Origin of the sequence: Nonomuraea sp. NPDC005650, from assembly GCF_040605375.1 — a bacterium.
Lineage (GTDB): Bacteria > Actinomycetota > Actinomycetes > Streptosporangiales > Streptosporangiaceae > Nonomuraea.
In genome coordinates this window covers 116,213-134,252 of the sequence record NZ_JBEXCR010000006.1, presented here as the reverse complement: position 1 = coordinate 134,252, position 18,040 = coordinate 116,213, and the positions used below count along the sequence as shown (strand labels likewise).

At 72.8% G+C, this 18,040-nt stretch carries 16 protein-coding genes; 9 read left to right on the top strand and 7 right to left on the bottom strand.

Going from position 1 to position 18,040, the window contains the following annotated elements; all coding sequences use genetic code 11:
* The first annotated feature begins 171 nt into the window (after positions 1-171).
* The 7 genes from ABZS69_RS12220 to ABZS69_RS12190 all read left to right on the top strand — a co-directional run bounded on the left by ABZS69_RS12220 (position 172) and on the right by ABZS69_RS12190 (position 6,169).
* Positions 172-714, top strand: coding sequence for a tripartite tricarboxylate transporter TctB family protein (locus ABZS69_RS12220; protein ID WP_355370077.1), 543 nt, complete (start codon positions 172-174; stop codon positions 712-714).
* Complete coding sequence (locus ABZS69_RS12215) at positions 714-2,225, top strand: tripartite tricarboxylate transporter permease (protein WP_355370075.1); 1,512 nt, start codon at positions 714-716, stop codon at positions 2,223-2,225. Before ABZS69_RS12220 ends, ABZS69_RS12215 begins: the two co-directional genes overlap by 1 nt.
* Before the next feature lie 26 nt (positions 2,226-2,251).
* Positions 2,252-3,250: a tripartite tricarboxylate transporter substrate binding protein gene (locus ABZS69_RS12210; RefSeq protein ID WP_355370073.1), complete on the top strand. Its 999-nt coding sequence runs from the start codon at positions 2,252-2,254 to the stop codon at positions 3,248-3,250.
* A gap of 12 nt (positions 3,251-3,262) precedes the next feature.
* Positions 3,263-3,853, top strand: coding sequence for an RraA family protein (locus ABZS69_RS12205; RefSeq protein ID WP_355370071.1), 591 nt, complete (start codon positions 3,263-3,265; stop codon positions 3,851-3,853).
* A gap of 37 nt (positions 3,854-3,890) precedes the next feature.
* On the top strand, positions 3,891-4,652 hold the full coding sequence (locus ABZS69_RS12200) for an IclR family transcriptional regulator (RefSeq protein ID WP_355370069.1): 762 nt from the start codon (positions 3,891-3,893) through the stop codon (positions 4,650-4,652).
* Between the two features lie 36 nt (positions 4,653-4,688).
* A complete protein-coding gene (locus ABZS69_RS12195) occupies positions 4,689-5,462 on the top strand; it encodes a DUF1932 domain-containing protein (protein ID WP_355370067.1) in 774 nt (257 codons plus the stop codon).
* Between the two features lie 122 nt (positions 5,463-5,584).
* Complete coding sequence (locus tag ABZS69_RS12190; protein ID WP_355370065.1) at positions 5,585-6,169, top strand: putative glycolipid-binding domain-containing protein; 585 nt, start codon at positions 5,585-5,587, stop codon at positions 6,167-6,169.
* Positions 6,170-6,519: 350 nt separating this feature from the next.
* On the opposite strand, the gene ABZS69_RS12185 is transcribed toward ABZS69_RS12190, so the two are convergent.
* Entirely contained in the window at positions 6,520-7,392 is an 873-nt protein-coding gene (locus ABZS69_RS12185; RefSeq protein WP_355370063.1) for an SPFH domain-containing protein, read from the bottom strand.
* A gap of 60 nt (positions 7,393-7,452) precedes the next feature.
* Complete coding sequence (locus ABZS69_RS12180) at positions 7,453-7,845, bottom strand: ACT domain-containing protein (RefSeq protein WP_355370061.1); 393 nt, start codon at positions 7,843-7,845, stop codon at positions 7,453-7,455.
* Positions 7,846-8,470: 625 nt separating this feature from the next.
* Here ABZS69_RS12180 and ABZS69_RS12175 point away from each other — a divergent pair.
* The gene (locus ABZS69_RS12175) at positions 8,471-8,812 is read left to right on the top strand and encodes an Lsr2 family protein (protein WP_355370059.1); all 342 of its coding nucleotides are present in this window, start codon (positions 8,471-8,473) and stop codon (positions 8,810-8,812) included.
* A 282-nt stretch (positions 8,813-9,094) separates the two neighbouring features.
* Here the strand turns inward: ABZS69_RS12175 and ABZS69_RS12170 are convergent, their stop codons facing one another.
* Complete coding sequence (locus ABZS69_RS12170; RefSeq protein WP_355370057.1) at positions 9,095-10,192, bottom strand: hypothetical protein; 1,098 nt, start codon at positions 10,190-10,192, stop codon at positions 9,095-9,097.
* Positions 10,193-10,258: 66 nt separating this feature from the next.
* On the opposite strand from ABZS69_RS12170, the gene ABZS69_RS12165 reads away from it, so the two are divergent.
* The gene (locus ABZS69_RS12165; protein WP_355370055.1) at positions 10,259-12,793 is read left to right on the top strand and encodes a LuxR C-terminal-related transcriptional regulator; all 2,535 of its coding nucleotides are present in this window, start codon (positions 10,259-10,261) and stop codon (positions 12,791-12,793) included.
* On the opposite strand, the gene ABZS69_RS12160 is transcribed toward ABZS69_RS12165, so the two are convergent.
* From ABZS69_RS12160 to ABZS69_RS12145, 4 genes are read right to left on the bottom strand one after another with little or no spacing between them, the layout of a single operon-like run.
* A complete protein-coding gene (locus ABZS69_RS12160) occupies positions 12,790-14,235 on the bottom strand; it encodes a hypothetical protein (protein ID WP_355370053.1) in 1,446 nt (481 codons plus the stop codon). The two genes, ABZS69_RS12165 and ABZS69_RS12160, sit on opposite strands and share 4 nt — an antisense overlap.
* The gene (locus ABZS69_RS12155) at positions 14,235-15,239 is read right to left on the bottom strand and encodes a hypothetical protein (protein ID WP_355370051.1); all 1,005 of its coding nucleotides are present in this window, start codon (positions 15,237-15,239) and stop codon (positions 14,235-14,237) included. The genes ABZS69_RS12160 and ABZS69_RS12155 overlap by 1 nt, the downstream gene beginning before the upstream one ends.
* Positions 15,236-16,219: a hypothetical protein gene (locus ABZS69_RS12150; protein ID WP_355370049.1), complete on the bottom strand. Its 984-nt coding sequence runs from the start codon at positions 16,217-16,219 to the stop codon at positions 15,236-15,238. The genes ABZS69_RS12155 and ABZS69_RS12150 overlap by 4 nt, the downstream gene beginning before the upstream one ends.
* A complete protein-coding gene (locus ABZS69_RS12145) occupies positions 16,203-18,038 on the bottom strand; it encodes a hypothetical protein (RefSeq protein ID WP_355370047.1) in 1,836 nt (611 codons plus the stop codon). The genes ABZS69_RS12150 and ABZS69_RS12145 overlap by 17 nt, the downstream gene beginning before the upstream one ends.
* Positions 18,039-18,040 lie beyond the last annotated feature (2 nt).

Genomic DNA, 18,040 nt, shown 5'->3' with positions numbered 1-18,040 from the left:
GCTCAATGAATAGTCGCATCCCCCTCCGGGCTGACCGCGCCGTTTCACCTTCCGGTCATCGGTGGAAACCTCCGCGTAACCCTTGACATGTCCGTACGCCTCCCAGCACGCTTGTCATGAAATGGAAAGACTTTTCACTGTGTGAAAAGAGTGGAAGGCGGCAACACCCCCATGAGCCATGAACAGGCGTTCGCCGAGCACGCGCCCGCCCCTGAGGATCACGGCCAGGCCACGCGATCTTCCAGCGCGAGGCTGAGAACGGGCGCGCAGGCGGTCCTCGTCGTGCTCTCGCTCTACATCGCCGTCGAGTCCCTGGGGCTCGGCCTGTGGACCTCGTTCGGTCCCGGGCCGGGGTTCTTCCCGTTCGCGCTGGCCATCGCGCTCGGGCTGCTCGCGGTGTCCTGGGCCGTCCAGTCGACGCGCGGCCGCGGAGGTGCTGACGACGGCCCGGCCGAGCGCACCGACGTCGGCCACGCCGCCGCCGTGCTCGGCAGCCTGGTGGTGCTCGCGGCCGTCATGGACCTGGCCGGCTACCAGCTCAGCGTGTTCGCGTTCCTGATGTTCCACCTCAAGTGGCGCGCGGGCCGGAGCTGGGTGCTGTCGCTCGTGCTCTCCCTGGCCGGCAGCGTGGGCATCTACCACGGCTTCGACCAGGGGCTGATGGTGCAGCTGCCGCCGTCGGCGATCCCGCTCCTGGCCGGTTGGGGCCTGTGATGGACGTCCTGTCCGACCTGCTCGGCGGGCTCGCGACGGCCCTGTCGCCGCAGAACCTCCTGTACGCGTTCATCGGCTGCCTGCTCGGCACCCTGATCGGGGTGCTGCCGGGCATCGGGCCCGTCGCCGGGGTGGCGCTGCTCATCCCGCTCACCCTCAACCTGGACCCGACCAGCGCCATCATCATGCTGGCCGCCATCTTCTACGGCACCCAGTACGGCGGCACCATCACCAGCGTCCTGCTCAACACGCCGGGCGAGGCCGCCTCCGCGATCACCACGATCGACGGCTACGCCATGACCAAGCAGGGCCGCGCGGGAGTGGCGCTCACCATCGCGGCGGTCGGCTCGTTCGTCGGCGGCACCGTCGCCACGGTCGGGCTCGTCGTCGCCGCCAAGCCGCTCGGCGACCTGGGCCTGCGGATCGGGCCGCCGGAGTTCTTCGCGCTCATGGTGCTCGGCATCTCCCTGCTCGTCGCGCTCGCGGGCCGCTCGATGACCAAGGCACTCATCTCCGGCGTGCTCGGCCTGCTGATCTCGATGGTCGGCATCGACCCGGTGGCCGGGGCTCCGCGCTTCACCTTCGGCAGCGACCGCCTGCTCGACGGCATCAGCTTCGTCGCCGTCATCATCGGGCTCTTCGGCCTGTCGGAGATCCTCGCGGCGGCCAGGGGCGGCACCGCCAAGGCGGTGGCGCCCGGACTGCGGGCGCTCCTGCCCGGCCGCGCCGACCTGCGGCGCAGCGTCCCGGCGATCGCCAGGGGCACCGGCATCGGCTTCGCGCTCGGGCTCGTGCCCGGGATGACCGGCTCGGTCTCCTCGCTGCTCGCCTACGGCGCGGAGCGCAGGTTCAGCAAGCACCGCGCCGAGCTGGGGTCGGGCGCGGTGGAGGGCGTCGCGGGGCCGGAGACGGCCAACAACGCGCACGCGAACGGCGCGCTCGTGCCCCTGTTCACCCTCGGCATCCCGGCCTCGCCGACGATCGCCGTGCTCATGGGCGCGTTCCTGCAGCAGGGGCTGACGCCGGGGCCGACCCTGTTCGCCGAGCACGCCGACGTCGCCTGGGGGATCATCGCCAGCCTGTTCGTCGGCAACGTCATCCTGCTGGTGCTCAACGTGCCGCTGGTCCGGGTGTGGACGTCGATCCTGCGCATCCCGTACCCGGTGCTGACCGCGCTGATCCTCACGTTCATGGTCGTGGGCGCGTACACGATCAACTTCTCCGTCTTCGACGTGTTCGTCATGGTCGCCTTCGGGCTGCTCGGCCTCGTGCTGCGCCGCCTGGACATCCCCCTGGCGCCCCTCGTGCTCACCCTCGTGCTCGGGCCGCTCATGGAGCGTTCCCTGCGCGAGTCGCTGGAGCTGTCGCAAGGCGACCTCACCGTCTTCCTGACCCGTCCGATCTGCGTCGTCCTGCTGGTGATCGCGCTCGCCATCGCCGTGAGCCCGCTGCTGAGCCGGCTGCTGGGGCTGCGCAAACCCGCCGTCCTGGCCGAGGACCCCGAGGCCTGAGCCACCACCCCCCAGAAGGAGCCATCGTGAAAGTCAAGATCACAGCCACAGCCACAGTCGTGGCCGTGATGACGGCGCTCGCCGCGTGCGGCGCCCAGCAGTCCGGCGGCGCCGCGGGCGCCTGGCCGCGCAAGGGGAAGCCGGTCACGCTGATCGTCTCGTTCGCGCCCGGGGCGGCCGTCGACGCGGCGGCCCGCGTGGTCGCGCCCGTCCTGGAGAAGGAGCTGGGTACGAACGTCGAAGTGCTCAACCGGCCCGGCGCCGGGGGCCAGATCGGCTACACCGCGCTCACCAAGGCCAAGCCCGACGGCTACACCATCGGAGCCACCGGTTCGCCGTCCGTCGTCGTCTCGCCCCTCGACCCGAGCCGGGGCGCCACCTACACCCGGCAGAGCTTCCAGCCGCTGGGCATGCAGGTGCTCGACCCGATGCTGGTCGGGGTCGCGCCCGGCAGCCCGTACAAGGATCTGAAAGCCCTGATCGAGGCGGTCAAGGCCAAGCCGAAGAGCGTCACCGCGACCACGACCGGGGTGCAGACCGGCGAGCACTTCGCGCTGGCCGACATCCAGCAGAAGACCGGCGCCGAGTTCGCCCCCGTGCACTTCTCGGAGGGCGCGGCGTCGGCCATCGCCGCCTTCCTCGGCGAGCACGTCACGGTGTTCGCCGGCAACGTCAGCGACGTCAAGGACCTCGTCGCCCAGGGCAAGATCCGGGTGCTCGGCATCATGTCGGCCGAGCGGAGCCCGTTCCTGCCCGACGCGCCCACCTTCGCCGAGCAGGGCTACCAGGTCGAGGCGGCTACCGCGCGCGGCTACTCGGCGCCCGCCGGGCTGCCGGACGAGGTCCGCGTCAAGATCGAAGGCGCGCTGAAGAAGGCGATCGAGGACCCGGCGGTCGTCGCCAAGATGAAGGACCTCGGTCTGAACACCGCCTACAAGTCCGGCCAGGACTACAGCACCTACTGGGCCGAGCAGGAGACCACGGTCAAGCAGGCCCTGCCCCTCGTTCGCAACACCAAGAGCTGAAAGGCCCCTCAAATGAGTGAAATCTCCCAGGACGTGCTGGCCCGGCTGGCCGCCCTGCCCACGGCCAACATCGGCGACGCCATGGACCGCCTCGGCGTCCTCGACTCCCGGATCCGCCCCATCTGGCCGGGCGCCCGCGTGGCCGGGCGCGCCTTCACCATCTGGACCCGATCGGGTGACAACGCGCTGATCCACCAGGCGCTCGACGTCGTCGAACCCGGCGACGTCCTCGTGGTCAACGGCGGCGGCGACGAGTCCAGGGCGCTGATCGGCGAGCTGATCGGCCAGCGCGCCAAGAACAAGGGCGTGGCCGGGTTCGTCATCGACGGGGCCGTCAGGGACGCCGAGGGGCTCGGCGAGATGGGCATGCCCGTCTTCGCCCGCGCGGTGACGCCCGCGGGGCCGTACAAGAACGGGCCGGGCCACCTCGGCCGCACCGTCGCGGTGGGCGGCGTCGCCGTCGCGCCGGGCGACCTGATCCTCGGCGACGCCGACGGCGTGGTCGTCGTCCCGCTCGCCGAGGCCGAGCGGATCGCGCAGGCGGCCGAGAACGTCTTCGTGATCGAGGAGGGCAAACGAGCTGCCATTCTTGAATCCGCGTGACGACAGGTTCATCCGCGTGCGAGAAAGGGTTCCGCCGATGACCGCCGGGCAGCCGCAGGCGTCCATGCGCTCGGTCGAGCGCGCGTTCGACGTGATCGAGGTGCTGGAGCGCAGCGACCAGCCGCTGCGGCTGTCGGAGGTCGCGCGGCGGGCCGGGCTGTCCCCGGCCACCACCCTGCGCCTGCTCGGGGTGCTCCAGCGGCGCGGGTTCGTGGTCGCCGAGCAGCAGGCATACCACCTCGGGCCGGCCAGCCTGGCCATCGCCCACGGATTCCTCGTCACCGACACCCTCAGCCGCGCGGCCACCCCGGTGCTCCAGGAGCTGGCCGCCACCACCGGCCTGACCGCGACGCTGCACATCAGGTCGGGCCTGGAGCGCATCGTCATCGCCCGCGTCGACGGCGCCGACCCGCTGCGCTACCAGCTCCCCATCGGCCGCCGGCTGCCGCTGCACCTGGGCGCGGGCAAGGTGCTCGCGGCGGCCATGCCGGACGACGAACTCGACGCCCTGATGGCCACGGTCCGCGACCTGGGCACCGCGGGCGGCAAGCCGGTCAGCGAGGCTGACCTGCGGGCCGAGCTGGAGCAGACCAGGGAGCGCGGCTACCACTTCTCCATCAACGAACGCGTCATCGGGAGCTCGGGCATCAGCGCGCCCGTGCCCGCCCCCGACGGCCACTCCATGGCCTCGGTGGGCATCTCCGGCCCCGCCGAGCGCCATCCCGAGAGCGAGATGCTCGGCTGGGTGCCCGAGCTGCGCCGCGCCGCCGCCGCGCTCGGCCGGGCGCGCGCCCTTTAGCCATCGGTTCACATAGAGGACAGAAGAGATTTGATCATGCGTTGCGCCGTCATCGGACTGGGCGAGGCGGGTGGCGTCTATGCCACCGCGCTCGCCGCCGCCGGGCACGAAGTGCTCGGGTACGACCCCGGGAACACCCCCACCCCCGAAGGCGTCACCAGGACGGCGACCCTGGGGGAGGCGGTCGACCGGGCCGCGTACGTGCTCGTCCTGACCGGGGCCGCCGCGGCTCCCTCGGTGGCCGGGCAATGTCTGTCCCACCTGGCGCCGGGCGCCTGCTACGCCGACTTCACCTCGGCCTCCCCGGAGGTCATGGAGCAGCTCGGCCGGACGGTCGGCGAGCGCGCCGACTTCGCCGACGTGGCGATCCTGGGGCCGGTCCCGCTGCACGGGCACCTGGTCCCGCTCCTGGCCAGCGGGCCGGGGGCGGCCGCGATCGCCCGGCTCATCCGCCCCCTCGGCGGCTCCCGCGAGGTCTCCGTGGAGGTCCTCGACGGGCCGCCCGGGGCGGCCATGGGCCGCAAGCTGCTGCGCAGTGTGTTCATGAAGGGGCTGGCCTCGGTGGTCTGCGAGGCTGTCGCGGCGGGGCAGGCGGCCGGGGACGAGGACTGGATCAGGGTCGAGATCGCCAAGCAGCTCGCGGGTGACGGGCAGGCGGTCATCGACCGGTTCCTGACGGGGACCCGTACGCATGCTGTACGGCGTGCCATGGAGATGCGCGACACCGGCGCCTACCTGGACGTTCTCGGGGTGCCCGCCGAGATGACCCGCGCGGCCGAGCAGACCCTCCGCCGCCTGTCCACCGGCTGAGCCTTGTCGCGCTGAGGCTCGTTGCGCTGAGGCCCGTCGTGCTGAAACGTGCCGTGGTGAGGCTCCTCGCGCTGAAGCTTGCCGTGCCGAAATCTGTCGGGGGGCGATGACATGCTCGGGTCATGACGACCTTCACGCCACCGCCTGACACCGCCGCCTGGCAGCACCTGGCCGCTCGCATCGGCTTCGAGGTGGTCTACTTCCAGCCGCTGCCGGACGGATACCGCGTGGAGGGGTGCACGACCGCGGTCGAGGAGGGCCTGACCTGGGTCGTCGACTATGTCATCGAGCTCGACGCGGGCTGGGCCACGCGCTCGGCCCGGCTCGCGAGCCGTTCCGCCGGAGGCGGGCGCCGGATCCTCCTGGAGAGCGACGGCGCCGGCCGCTGGCGGGTGGACGGCGCGCCGGCGTCCTGGCTGGACGGGTGCCTCGACGTCGACCTGGAGTCGTCGGCCATGACCAACGCGTTCCCCGTGCACCGGCTGCGCCTCGGCGTGGGCGCCGCCTCGCCGGCTCCGGCGGCCTACGTCCGGGCCGCCGACCTGGCCGTGGAGCGGCTGGAACAGCACTATGGCCGGCTGGCCGACGAGGAGGGGCGGCAGCGCTACGACTACGCGGCGCCGGTCTTCGACGTCGCCTGCCGCCTGGTCTACGACGAATCCGGCCTCGTCCTCGACTACCCGGGCCTCGCCACCCGAGCCGCCTGAAACCCCGCCTGCCCCGTGGGGAATCCCTGTCTTGCCTGCCTGCCTGGCTGGGGGTTCCGCGTCCCGACTGCCCAGCCGCTCGACGGCCAGGTCGGGCCCGTGTGCCGCCTCCCCGGCCGTGTCCCGCCCGCCCGGACGGGGATCCGCGCTCCAGTGCCTGGGTCGGCCAGCAGGTCGGTGCCTGGTTGGTCTCGGTCGGGTGGGTGGGCGCTTGGGCTGGTGCTTCACCCCGCTCATGAGACGGTCGGCCTGATCGTCCGGCCGGGTGCGGACGCGACCGTGGTCAGGAAACCGGCGTCCGGCTGGGGTCGGGCGGCTGGGGTCGGGCGGCCGGGGTCAGGAGAGCGGGGTCAGGGGCCGGGTCGGTCCGACGCCTCGTGCAGGCCGAGGGTCTTGGTGAGCTCGTCGGGTGGCGGCAGCGGGGGAGCCGCGGGCTGCGAAGCCTCCGGCGCTTCCTGCGCGGGGGAGCCCTGCGCGCCGCGGTCGAAGAAGCGCAGCACCTCCACCGGCAGCGGCATCACCAGCGTTGAGCTCTTCTCGGCCGCCACCTCCACAACCGTCTGCAGGAGCCGCAACTGCAGGGCGCTCGGCGTGTTGGCCATGATCGCGGAGGCGTCGGCGAGCTTCCGCGCGGCCTGGAACTCGCCGTCCGCGGTGATCACGCGCGCCCGGCGCTCGCGCTCGGCCTCGGCCTGGCGGGCCACGGAGCGCTTCATGGACTCGGGGAGCGTGACGTCCTTGATCTCCACCCGGTCGATGTGGATGCCCCAGCCGAGCGCCGGGCTGTCGATCATGAGCGCGAGGCCCTTGTTCAGCTCCTCGCGGTTGGAGAGCAGGTCGTCGAGCTCGCTCTTGCCGATGATGGAGCGCAGTGACGTCTGCGCCACCTGTTCCACCGCGAACAGGTAGTTCTGCACCCCGACGGCCGCCCGCAGCGGATCCTCCACCCGGAAGTAGGCGACCGCGTCGACCTGGACGGACACGTTGTCACGGGTGATGCCCTCCTGCGTGGGCACCGGCATCGTGACAATCTGTACGTTCACCTTCTTCATCCGGTCGACCACCGGGATGAGGAAGGTGATCCCCGGCCGGCGGATCTCCTTCTGGGCCCGGCCGAAGCGGAACACGATTCCGCGCTCGATCTGGTTGACGATCCTGACGCCCCCGAACGCGGTCAATATGACGATGATCGCGAGGAACCCCAGGATGAATTCGATCACCATGACGGCCTCCTCCCATACTTCGAGAGTAGGCCCGTACGGGCGGAAAGCGTAGTTGCAGATCTACTTTGTAAAGGGCGTCGGCTCGGTGTCCACCTGGTGCCCCGCCCTCTCCAGCGCGGCGACGGCCTCTCGGGCCATCTCTTCGGGCACGAGGACCAGGTCGGCGTGGAAGGTCGAGGCGACGAACACCGGGACGGCCGCCTCGGCCAGCGGCCCCACGACCGCCGCGAGCATGCCCGGGACGTCCAGGTCGTGGGCCGTCTGGCCGCTGTAGAGGGCGATCCACCGCTCGGCCGCCTCGGCCGGCCGGGTCTCGCGTACGACGGTCAGCCCCTCCGGAGCCCGGACGAGCGCGATCCACGTGTCGCCTTCGGGGAGCGTCGAGTCCGGCCGGTGCTCGACGGTGAACGCGGACGGCAGGACACGCAGGCGCTGGGCGGATGGGGAGCTCATGGAACTTGTGTAGCAGAAGTCACGTGTTCATCGGCGGATCCGGCTGAGTCGGCGCCGGCGAATGTGGTAATCATCGGTGAGATGCGGCCGGCCCGAGTTGCGGCGCTTGGCCAATACCTGATATGACGCGGCAAACCTTTGAATCGAACTTCAAGATAGCGGATTCATCGCTATTGACCGCGAGGTGGACGCACTTGCGACTAGGTTGCTGACAGCGGGATCGGCGTGGGTGCGGGTGCTCCGGGACAAGGGCCTCTCGCACCTGCGATGGCGCGCTGTGCGCTGGAGGAGGCGGGATGACGGCCATGGGTGCCCGACGCTGGGGATGTCGCCGGTTGTTGATGGCTTATCACTGGTGAGAAGGGCAGAAGGATCTCGTACGGGTCTTTGGGTGCGCCGCGCGCGGGCCGGGTCCTGAGATGTTCCCTGCTCGGCCACGAGCCGGGGCGCCGCCCATGAATGCCGGGCACGAGAACCACGAAAACCGCGTCACAACAGCGAAAGGCGTTGTAGTGCGGGACGGGATCGCGAAGTTCGATTGCGTCAGCGCGGCGCCTCAAGGAGATGCATGATCTGCTGAACAGAGCTACAGTACCTGCAACCATAACGTAATCGGAGCAGCATCATGGCGAAACGCATTGTTGAGTCCTTTGTCGATGACATCGACGGCAGTGACGCCGAGGGGACCACAAGGTTCGCTCTCGACGGCACGAGCTACGAGATCGACCTGTCGGGTTCTAACCGGGAGAAGCTGGAGAAGGCTCTCGCTCCCTTTATCACCAAGGCTCGCGCGGTCCGCGCCGAGCGGGGCGTTCGCGGTCGCCGCGGAGGCATCGGCACTTCCCGGGCGGTCACCCGTGAGAAGTCCACTGAGATCAGGCGGTGGGCGAAGGCTCAGGGCCTGCCGGTGAGCGAGCGAGGTCGCATCGCCGCCACCGTCGTGGAGCAGTACGAGGCTGCCCACTGAGGGGGCTTCTGGAAGGGTTTGTTGTAGGAGGGCCGCGGCGGTCGGGTCCTTGGCCGACCGCCCACGCCTGATCACCCGACGTCGTCCGGGGAGGGATCCGGGGCGATGGGGTCCGTCCCCGCCGACGGCGCCGCGCGAGCCGCCGTTTCGCTTTTAATGGCGCCGGGACGGATTTCGATTTCCGGGCCCGGCCGGGCGATGAAAAGGCCCGAATGGAATATCGGCGCCCGACCAAGATCCAATATTCCGGTTCCGCCCGCCCGCCAAGGCCGAAGGCCGATCCTAAGGGATCAAGGAGCGTCCCAGGTCGACGATGAATCGGGCGAGTCCGGCCCGCTTGCGGAACAGCTCGTGCAGCTCGGCGGTGGGCTCCTGCCCCAGGCGTTCGAAGGGGATCGCGGTCCAGGCGCTGCGCAGGACGAGGGTGGCGGCGTAGCCGAAGGAGACCTCGGCGGGGTCCGCGAGGCCGGCGACCGCGGCGGTGTAGGCGGCCTCGATCACCTCGTGGACGGCGGGCAGGTCCGCGGGGTCGAGGTCGCCGGTGTGGGCCCGGCCGACCAGGAGCTGGCCCAGGTCGAAGCCCACGGCCGCCGGGTACGGCCAGCTCCAGTCGATGGCCACGAAGTCCGCCGAGCCGTCGGCGGGGACGAGCAGGTTCGCGGGGCTGGCGTCGCCGTGGACGAGGGTGTGGGGCAGGCGGTCCAGGGCCTCCAGCAGCGGCTCGATGCGGTCGGCGAGGGCCAGCAGGTCGGCCTGGAGCAGGGGGTCGGCGTTCGCGGCGACCAGCGGGTGCCGCCACGTCGCCGGGTCGCGCACGGCGGGCAGGAACAGGTTGGCCAGCGGGCCCGCGCAGTAGTAGCGGAGGCCCTGGTTGATGGGCTCACGGGGCGCGGATGAACGGCCCGCGACGGGTTGCACGGCGGCCAGGTCGCCGAGCCGGCGGGCGGCGGCGCGGTAGCGGTCCAGGTCCCAGGTGGCGGGTTTGACCTGTACGTCCTCCAGCCACATGACGAGCCGGTCATCGCCCAGGTCGTCCAGCCGGTACAGCCGGGGCAGCCGCAGCCCGCGGGGGAGCCGGGGGCCGGTCAGGTAGACGTCCGCGTCGGCCCGCCAGGGGAAGTGCGCGAGCGCGGCGGCCCGCAGCGGCTCGGGGATGTCGGCGTACCTGGGCATGTGCCTGATCGCGTGGATCGCCTTGACGAAGAACGACCAGGTCGCGCCGCCGGTCGTGGTGCCGCGCACGCGGTGGAGCGAGGTCGTCGACAACGCCCCGGGGCCGGAGCCGAGGGGGTCGACGTGCCGGTCGGCGATCTCGGCGAGGGGGTCGCCGAGGCTCTCGCGTACGAGGTCCGTCAGGCCGGTGGTGAGCGCGATGGTCATGGGCCCAGCATGCTGGGCGGAACAATGCGCTCGCATGAGCATGGCCTACTCAAATACGCTTTCGCCGTGGCAGGCTCCTGGCCGTTCATCGGGCGTGTGGCGCAGTTGGCGGAGATCCGGTCCGCTTTCAGGGGCGTGGTCGTCGCCGGTCCGCCGGGGACGGGCAAGAGCCGGCTGGCGGCGCAGGCCGTGCACGGTCTCGACGGGGTCGCCTGGGCGCGGGCCACGGCCGCCGCCGCGGAGATTCCGCTGGGCGCCTTCGCCCCGTTGCTCCCGGCCACGCCGCCCGCCGGCAACCCGCTGGGCTGGGCGGCCGCCGCGCTGCGGGTGCCGGTGCTGGTGGTGGACGACGCCCACCTGCTCGATCCGGTCTCGGCCGCGCTGGTCCACCATCTCGTGACGCGGGACGGCACCCGGGTGATCGCGACGCTGCGCAGCCGCACGCTCGTGCCGGACGCGGTGCTCGCGCTGTGGAAGGACGATCTGGTGCCGCGGCTGGAGCTGGAGCCGTTCTCCTTGGCGGAGACGGCGGCGGTGCTGGAGGCCGCGCTGGGCGGCAGGGTGGAGTCGGCGACCGTGGCCCGGTTGTGGCGCGTCAGCCAGGGCAATGCCCTCTACCTGCGCGAGCTCGTGCTGTCCGGGATGCTCGCCGCTGATGGGGGCGTGTGGCGCTGGCACGGGCCGTTGACGATCACGCCCACGCTGCGGGAGACGATCGCGGGCCGCATCGGCGAGGTGACCGCGCGGGAGCGGGAGGCGCTGGAGCTGCTGGCGTACGGCGAGCCGCTGGGCGCCGACCTGCTGGCCGTTCTGGGCTCGCTCGACGCGGTGCAGCACCTGGAGGACCGGCAGCTCGTCTCGGTGCAGCCGGACGGCCGGCGGCTCCAGGTCCGGCTGGCGCATCCCCTGTACGGCGAGGTCATCAGGGACGGCTGCGGGGTGCTGCGTGCCCGCACGATGGTGCGCCGGCTGGCGCAGGCGGTCTCGGAGGCCGGGCTGCGGCGGCGCGAGGACGTGCTCAGGGTGGCCGTCTGGCGGCTGGACGGCGGCCTGCCCGGCGATCCTGGGCTGCTACTGGCCGGCTGCGAGCGCGCCAGGGTCATCAGGGACCTGGAGCTGGCCGTACGGCTGGGGCGCGCGGCCGTGGCCGCGGGCGGCGGGACGCCCGCGCTGACCGCGCTGGGCACGGTGCTGTTCTACACCGACCGGTACGCCGAGGCCGAGGAGGTGTTCGCCACGGCCTGGGCGGCGGAGATGGGCGACGCGGCCCGGACCGACCTGGGCGTGCAGCGGGCCATGAACCTGGCCGTCGGGCTCGGGGACGTCGCACGGGCGCGAGCCGTGCTAGATGAGACCGGCCGGCTCGTCCACGGGGTCCAGCCGCGGCAGGCGGCGTTCATCATGCGGGCCGTCCTGGCCGCCCTGACCGGCGACATCGCCGACGCCGACGACCAGATGGCGCGGGCGCGGGGCATGGGCCCGTTCAGCCCGCACGGCGCGCGGATGATCAGCGGGGCCGAGGCGGCCGTCCTGGTGGCGCGGGGCCGGGCCGCGGAATGCCTGGCCCACGTGGCGGAGATCGGCGCCGGGCTGGCGAAGGAGCCGGACGTCATGCGCAGCCTCTCCGCCGCCCTGACCGGCCACGCCACGCACGCCGCGCTGCTGCTGGGCGACCTGGACACCGCCGAGCGGCTGGCCGGGGAGGGGCACGGCCTGGAGGGCCCCTTCCACACCTGGACGCGGGCGAACCTGGAGTTCGGCACGTGGATGGCCCGCGTGCTGCGGTTGCGCGGCCGGGTGGCCGACGCCCTCGGGTGGGCCCGCGACACCGCCGCGCGGCTGCCCGAGCGCAGCGTGCTGGCGGGGTCCTGCCTGGGCGAGCTCGCGCACGCGTTCGCGCTGCTCGGCGAGGTCGGGGCGGCCGAGCAGGCGCTGGAGCGGGCGGAGGCGACGGGGACGCCGATCGGCCCGTCGGTCGTCCTGCCGGCGCGCCTGGCCCGGGTGTGGACCCTGGCCGGGCGCGGGGACGCGGCCGGGGCGGTCGAGCTCTGCCTGGAGACCGCCGAGGACGCGCTGCCGTGCGACGTGCCGTTCCTGCTGCACGACGTCGTCCGGCTGGGCCGTCCCGACCTGGTGTCGGCGCGGCTGGCCGCGCTCGACGTGGCCGGGCCGCTGGTGGCGCTGTTCGCGCGGCACTCCGCCGCCCGCGACGGCGCGGAGTTCGACGCGGTCTCGGAGGGTTTCGAGCGGCTCGGCCTGCTGCTGTACGCGGCCGAGGCGGCGGCGCAGGCGGCGGCCCGCTTCCGCGAGTCCGGGCTGGCGCGCGGGACCCGCGCGGCGCAGACCCGGGCCTGGCGGCTCTCGCGGCGCTGCCAGGGCGCCCGTACGCTCGCGCTGATGGATCTCGACGTGCCGAGCCTGACGCCGCGGCAGCGCGAGATCGCGGTGCTGGCCGCCCAGGGGCTGACGAACCGCGAGATCGCCGAGCGGCTCGTCGTGTCGGTCCGGACGGTGGCCAACACCCTGTACGCCGTGTACGACAAGACCGGCGTCAACGACCGCGCCGCCCTGGCCGCCCTGCTGAGCAGGCTGGCCGGTTAGCGCAGGAGCGTCGTGACGACCTGGAGGACGAGCACGACCAGCAGCACCGCGGCCAGCACGAGCCACCGGGGGTCGAGCCAGGCGGACCTGACGCCCTCGGCCCGGGCGTCCGGGTCCAGCAGGTCGCGCAGGACGGGGTTGACCTCGTTGTCGGGCAGCAGCCGCTCCAGTTCGGGCACCAGGGCGTGCAGCCGGGAGCGTACGTCGGCGGGCGGGCGCGTCCGTGCCCAGGCGTGGACGTCCCGCAGGATGCCCCGGGCGGCCCCGGCGCTGGTGGCTTCGGTCAGCTCGGCCAGGAAGTAGTCGAAGGCGTCGCGCACCACGACGGGTTGCGCCTCCGGAGGGCGGGCTCCCGGGGCGGGCGGCGGCGCCTCCTGCGTCACGGGCACCGGGCCCGGGGCGTGCGCCGACGGCCCTTCCTGCGTCACGGGCACCGGGCCTGGAGCGGGCGCCGGCGGCCTCGCTTGCGTCACGGGTGCGGGCCGTCCCGCGGGCACGCGGGTCCGGGGGCCCGAGGTCGCAGGGGGAGGAGCTGGAGAAGCCGCTGGAGGTCCCTCCACCGCAGCGGGCGTGGGAGCGCGGGGCTCGGCCGGAATGGGCTTCGGCGGCTCGCGCAGGGCGGCCCTGAGCCGCTCGATCCGCTCCTCCACCGCCATCTCGTCGTTGATCCGCAGCCGTTTGACCAGCCCGGTGAGCCGCTCGCCCGCGTAAGCGTCGACGACCATGGCCGCGATCTCGCCGTACAGGTCGTCCTGATCCGGTGCCCGCAGATCGACGCGCCGCCGGTGCGCGGCCCGCGACGAGGGCCCCGGCCACTGCTGCAGGAAGATGACCTCGGCCCCCTGCTTGAGGTCGTCGCTCTCATAGGTGGAGAACGTCTCCGGATAGCGTCCGAGCACCAGGTCCAGGATGTCCACCAGCCCCCACAGCTGCACGATCGCCTGCCCCTGCGCCGCCACCGACAGCGGCTCCCGGTGCCCGCGCAAGGTTTCCGAGACGATCGGCGCGAGGGCCGCGGCCCCGGCGCGGGCCTGCCGGTCGAGTGCCGCGCTCGAGGTGGCGTACGGGCGCAGCAGCAGGGCCAGATCGAGCGGCTCCGGATCGGCGGGCAGCAGCGAGCTCCAGCCGGGAGCCAGCGCGAGCGCCTGGCGTACGTTCGGCATCGCCGAGGCGTTGGCGGCCGAGCCGCCCAGGTACGCCTGGACCTGGATGGTCCGCCTGCTGTCCGAGCCGCCGGTCCGCGTGCGGGAGAGCACGACCACGCGCCCGTCCACGACGAGCCGGCAGATGCTGACCCCGGGCGCGGGCCCGGGGTCGAGCCAGGGCCCGAGCTGGTGGTACCAGCCCCTGGTGTCCTCCAGGGAGGAGCGCACGGGACCGAGGCCGGTGCGGCGCTCGTCCCACTCGAACAGGATCCAGTCGACGCTGGAGTAACGTCCCATCAGAGCCCCACCTCCGGATAGCCACGCAGGACACCGGTCATCGCGAAGAGCGAGATCAGAGGCGCCAGAACACGTCGCGGCCGGACGCCTCTGGGGAACCGCCCGTCGGTCGGGGCGCAGCCCGTCGCCGAGACGAAATGCAGGGTGCACTTGCGGCATTTGCCGTAGGGGCTGAGCCACGCCTGCGCGCCGCGCCGGTGCAGGAAGGCGTAGACGTCGCGGCTCTCCCGCAGGACGTCCACCTGGTCCAGCCGGTCGGGTTCGTCGTAGAGCCAGGTGTCGACCGGCGCCTCGAAGCGCGCCGAGTCGCTCTTGGTGACGGCGACGACGGCGGGGATGTCCAGCCGGCCGCCGCTCGTGGGCAGCCGGTCGAGCACGGCGCGGAAGGACTCGTCGCCCATCCTGGCCGACCTGGCGGCGGCGTCGATCACGAAGAGCAGCCCGCCGACGGCCGGCACGAACCTGGTCGCCTCGTGGGTGGAGCTGCGCAGCAGCTCGCCGGCGATGTCGAAGAACGCCACGGCGGTGGTGTGCCGGCCGTCGCTGACGAGCAGCGCGTCGGCCGGCTCGGCGGCGGCCCGGTGGGTGGTGCGCGAGAGCGCGGTCCGCTCCACCATGAGCGGATGCACGTACGTGTTGACGTACTCGGCGTGCCGCTCGATGTCCACCGCGTACGGGGTCAGCCCGTACGGCTCGAGCCCGCCCTGCTCGATGGCGCCGATCATCGAGGCCAGCAGGTGGGTCTTGCCCGTCTCTGGCCCGCCGACCAGCCCGATCACCAGCGGGCGGCCGTGCCGTACGTAGGTGTAGGGCAGGTGGTGTTCGAGGCTCGGGTCGGCCACCGGCGCCGGGCAGCGCACGTGGGCGGCGCGCAGGAGGTCCTCGCGGCGGGCCCCGGTCGCGTGCTCCAGGGAGAGCGGCTGGTAGTTGCCCGCGGGGGTGCGTTCGTAGAGCTCGTCCTCGCTCCAGGCGAACTCGTGCAGGCAGATCGGGCAGAGGATCACCGGATCACCATCCAGACGACCACGGCGAAGGCGAGCAACACGGCCAGCGGAAGCCAGCGGGCCCACCACTTCTGCGGCTGGTCCTGCGGCGTCTGCTCGATCCGGGTTTCGGGCGGCGGCTCCTCGACCTCGATCTCGCGTTTGGCCTCGCGGGCCCGGTCGAAGGCGGCGCGGCCCTCTTCGAGCCTGAGGTCCTGGTCGACGGGGATGGACTGCATCGGGTCGGGCACCCGCAGCCGGTTGAGCACCTCCAGGACCGACGGCGGCCGGCCGGAGAAGACGTCGTGGAGGGGCTGCAGCGCCGGGGCGGCGGTGAGGTCGGGGCGGTCGGCGACCTCGCGGGCGGTGATCGTGCGGTAGATCACCATTCCGGCGCTCCAGAGGTCGTCGGCGGTGGACGCTCGGCCGGTGCCCGCGCGCTGGTCCGGCGCGGCGTAGGGCGCCTCTCCCAGCCGCAGCCGGCGGCTGCCGACCAGCGTGGCGTGGGCGAGGCCGGTGACCTGGACGGCGGAGCCGTCCCAGCGCACGGTGCCGGGGTCGATGCGCCGGTGGACGATGTCGCAGGCCGACAGGATGCGCACGGCGCGGAAGAGGCTCTCCTGCAGGGCCCGCTGCTCGGCGATCAGCAACGCGCCGGAGAAACGGGTGACCGGCTCGCCCCGGTGGTCGGACAGCAGCACGAAGGGCTCCTCCACGTCCAGGCTGTAGCCCATCAGCCGGGGCAGCTCGACGGGGTAGGCCCGCCCCAGCCGGGCGAGCAGCCTGGAGCCCATCCGGGCCTCGTTCTCCAGCAGCTCGTAGAGGTGCTCGCGGTCGCGCCCCTCCGCGCGGGGCACCCGCCGCTGCACGATCTTGGTGCCCTGGACGACGAGGGTCAGCCGGCGCTCGAAGGGGTCGAGGTCCGGCTCCACCTCCACCTGCCAGGTCACGCGGTCGCCGTCGGGAGTGAAGAAGGTCAGCGGCTCAGGTTCCATCCTCACTCCAGTCCTCCTCGACCGTCCCGGGGCGCAGCGGCACCAGGCGCAGGGTGCCGGCGTACTGTCCCGACCGGGTCCACACGACGTCGGGCGGGTTTCCCTGCCCCCGTACGGCCCTGGGCGCGAACCGCACCGCGTACGCCTGCCGCAGCAGCGTCGCCAGATCGCGGTCGCCGCACAGCTGCAGCATCTGGCCGTTCGCCTGGGCGCGCAGCGCCCGCACGACCTGCTGGGACTGCCGCCAGACCGCGTCCACGAGGTCCTGGCGGCCCGTGTCGCCGGTGCCGAAGTCGGGACGTTCCTGGACACCGCGGTGGGCCAGGTGGTAGCGGTACTGCCGCAGCGTCTCGTCGACCCGGCGTTCGAGGCCCACCTGGGAGTCCCGGTAGGCGCCCTGTTCGAGGGAGGTCCAGGCGGGCTCCAGCCAGGTCGTCACCGCGTCGACGAGGTCGCCGGTGATGACCTCGCGCAGCTGGCCGCCGCGGTCGCGCAGGCGTACGGTGACCTCCTCGTCGAGGGCGGGGCCGGCGGCGGCCTGGCCGGTCTCGGCCTTGCTCCAGTCGGTCAGCGTCCCGGACACCTGCGCGCAGATCTCGTTCAGCGCCGCCGCCAGCGTGCGGGCCGCGTCGGAGGTGTGCATGCGGGCCGCGCCCAGCATCCACTCGCTGGCCGCGACGCGTTCGAGCGTCGAGCGCAGGTCGTCGAGGGCGGTCCTGGCCAGGCCGAGCGAGAGCTGCTCGCGCCACCACGTCCGCGTACGCCGCCAGAAGACGAACCGGGGCAGGAACGCGGCGGGGAACTCGGCGGGCGCGTGCAGCGCGTTGAGCAGCTCGTCCGGGCAGATCCGCCACAGGTCGCCGACGAAGGCGCGGCTGCCGATGGGCGCGCTCTGGTCGGCCAGCAGGCGGAGGCGTGAGACCAGCCGCGGCACGCTTTTCCGCTCGGCCAGGGACGCCTCCAGGTCGGCGCGCAGCTCGCCGACGATCTGGGCGTGGCCCATGTCGGCGGGGACGGCGAACCTGATCCCGTGCGCGGCCAGCCGCTCGGCGGCGTTCTCGTCGGCGTGGTCGATCTCCTCGAAGAGCCGCGCGACGGTGTCGCGGAACTCGGCCAGCGCCCGGCCCGCGGCGATCACCTGGTCGACGACCGCGGCCCGGTCGCGGGCGCTGTGGAAGTAGCCGAGCTCGTCCAGGGCGCGGACGGCCCGGTCCACCTGATCGGCGGCCCCGCGGTAGAGGCGGTGCAGCGTGCCCTCCGGGATGAGGGCGTCGAGGAGGTCGGAGGGCAGGTCGGCGGTGCCGCTGAGCACGGGGAGCGCGGTGGCCAGCGGCGAGCTGAAGGTGGCGGTGTCCTGCTGGACGGGCCCGTCGAAGCGTTCGGCCACCTCGCGGAAGGCCTGGGCGAGCACCTCGGGGTCGATCCGGCCGGCCACGATGCGCCAGCCGGGCGAGGCGGTGCCGTACGGGATGTCGCCCAGGCTGTTGACCACCTCGTCGAAGACCTCCGGCTGGGTGAGCAGGTCGATCAGGATGGCCTCCGCGCTCACCCCGGGCCCGTGGGCAGCCTCACCGGTGTCGGCGTTCCAGAGGATGCCGCAGGGGTCGCTCACCCAGAGCACCCTGCGGCTCTCCCCGCCCAGGACGGGGGGCAGGCGCAGCTCCGGCCCCACCGCCAGGACGAGCACCGACCTGACCAGGCGCGAGCTGAAGACGTCCTGGAGCACCCGCTGGGCGCCGGCCAGGCGTTCGGTGTCGGCCACCACCAGGACCTGGGCGCCCAGCCGCTCCAGCTCACCCTTGCGCAGGTCGAGCACGACGACCATGC

Bases quoted from the DNA above. Each gene is read 5' to 3' on its own strand.
- ABZS69_RS12170 (WP_355370057.1), bottom strand. From the start codon at position 10,192: ATGACCATCGCGCTCACCACCGGCCTGACGGACCTCGTACGCGAGAGC.
- ABZS69_RS12180 (WP_355370061.1), bottom strand. From the start codon at position 7,845: ATGAGCTCCCCATCCGCCCAGCGCCTGCGTGTCCTGCCGTCCGCGTTC.
- ABZS69_RS12205 (WP_355370071.1), top strand. From the start codon at position 3,263: ATGAGTGAAATCTCCCAGGACGTGCTGGCCCGGCTGGCCGCCCTGCCC.
- ABZS69_RS12145 (WP_355370047.1), bottom strand. From the start codon at position 18,038: ATGGTCGTCGTGCTCGACCTGCGCAAGGGTGAGCTGGAGCGGCTGGGC.
- ABZS69_RS12220 (WP_355370077.1), top strand. From the start codon at position 172: ATGAGCCATGAACAGGCGTTCGCCGAGCACGCGCCCGCCCCTGAGGAT.
- ABZS69_RS12175 (WP_355370059.1), top strand. From the start codon at position 8,471: ATGGCGAAACGCATTGTTGAGTCCTTTGTCGATGACATCGACGGCAGT.
- ABZS69_RS12200 (WP_355370069.1), top strand. From the start codon at position 3,891: ATGACCGCCGGGCAGCCGCAGGCGTCCATGCGCTCGGTCGAGCGCGCG.
- ABZS69_RS12160 (WP_355370053.1), bottom strand. From the start codon at position 14,235: ATGGGACGTTACTCCAGCGTCGACTGGATCCTGTTCGAGTGGGACGAG.
- ABZS69_RS12185 (WP_355370063.1), bottom strand. From the start codon at position 7,392: ATGGTGATCGAATTCATCCTGGGGTTCCTCGCGATCATCGTCATATTG.
- ABZS69_RS12190 (WP_355370065.1), top strand. From the start codon at position 5,585: ATGACGACCTTCACGCCACCGCCTGACACCGCCGCCTGGCAGCACCTG.
- ABZS69_RS12195 (WP_355370067.1), top strand. From the start codon at position 4,689: ATGCGTTGCGCCGTCATCGGACTGGGCGAGGCGGGTGGCGTCTATGCC.
- ABZS69_RS12215 (WP_355370075.1), top strand. From the start codon at position 714: ATGGACGTCCTGTCCGACCTGCTCGGCGGGCTCGCGACGGCCCTGTCG.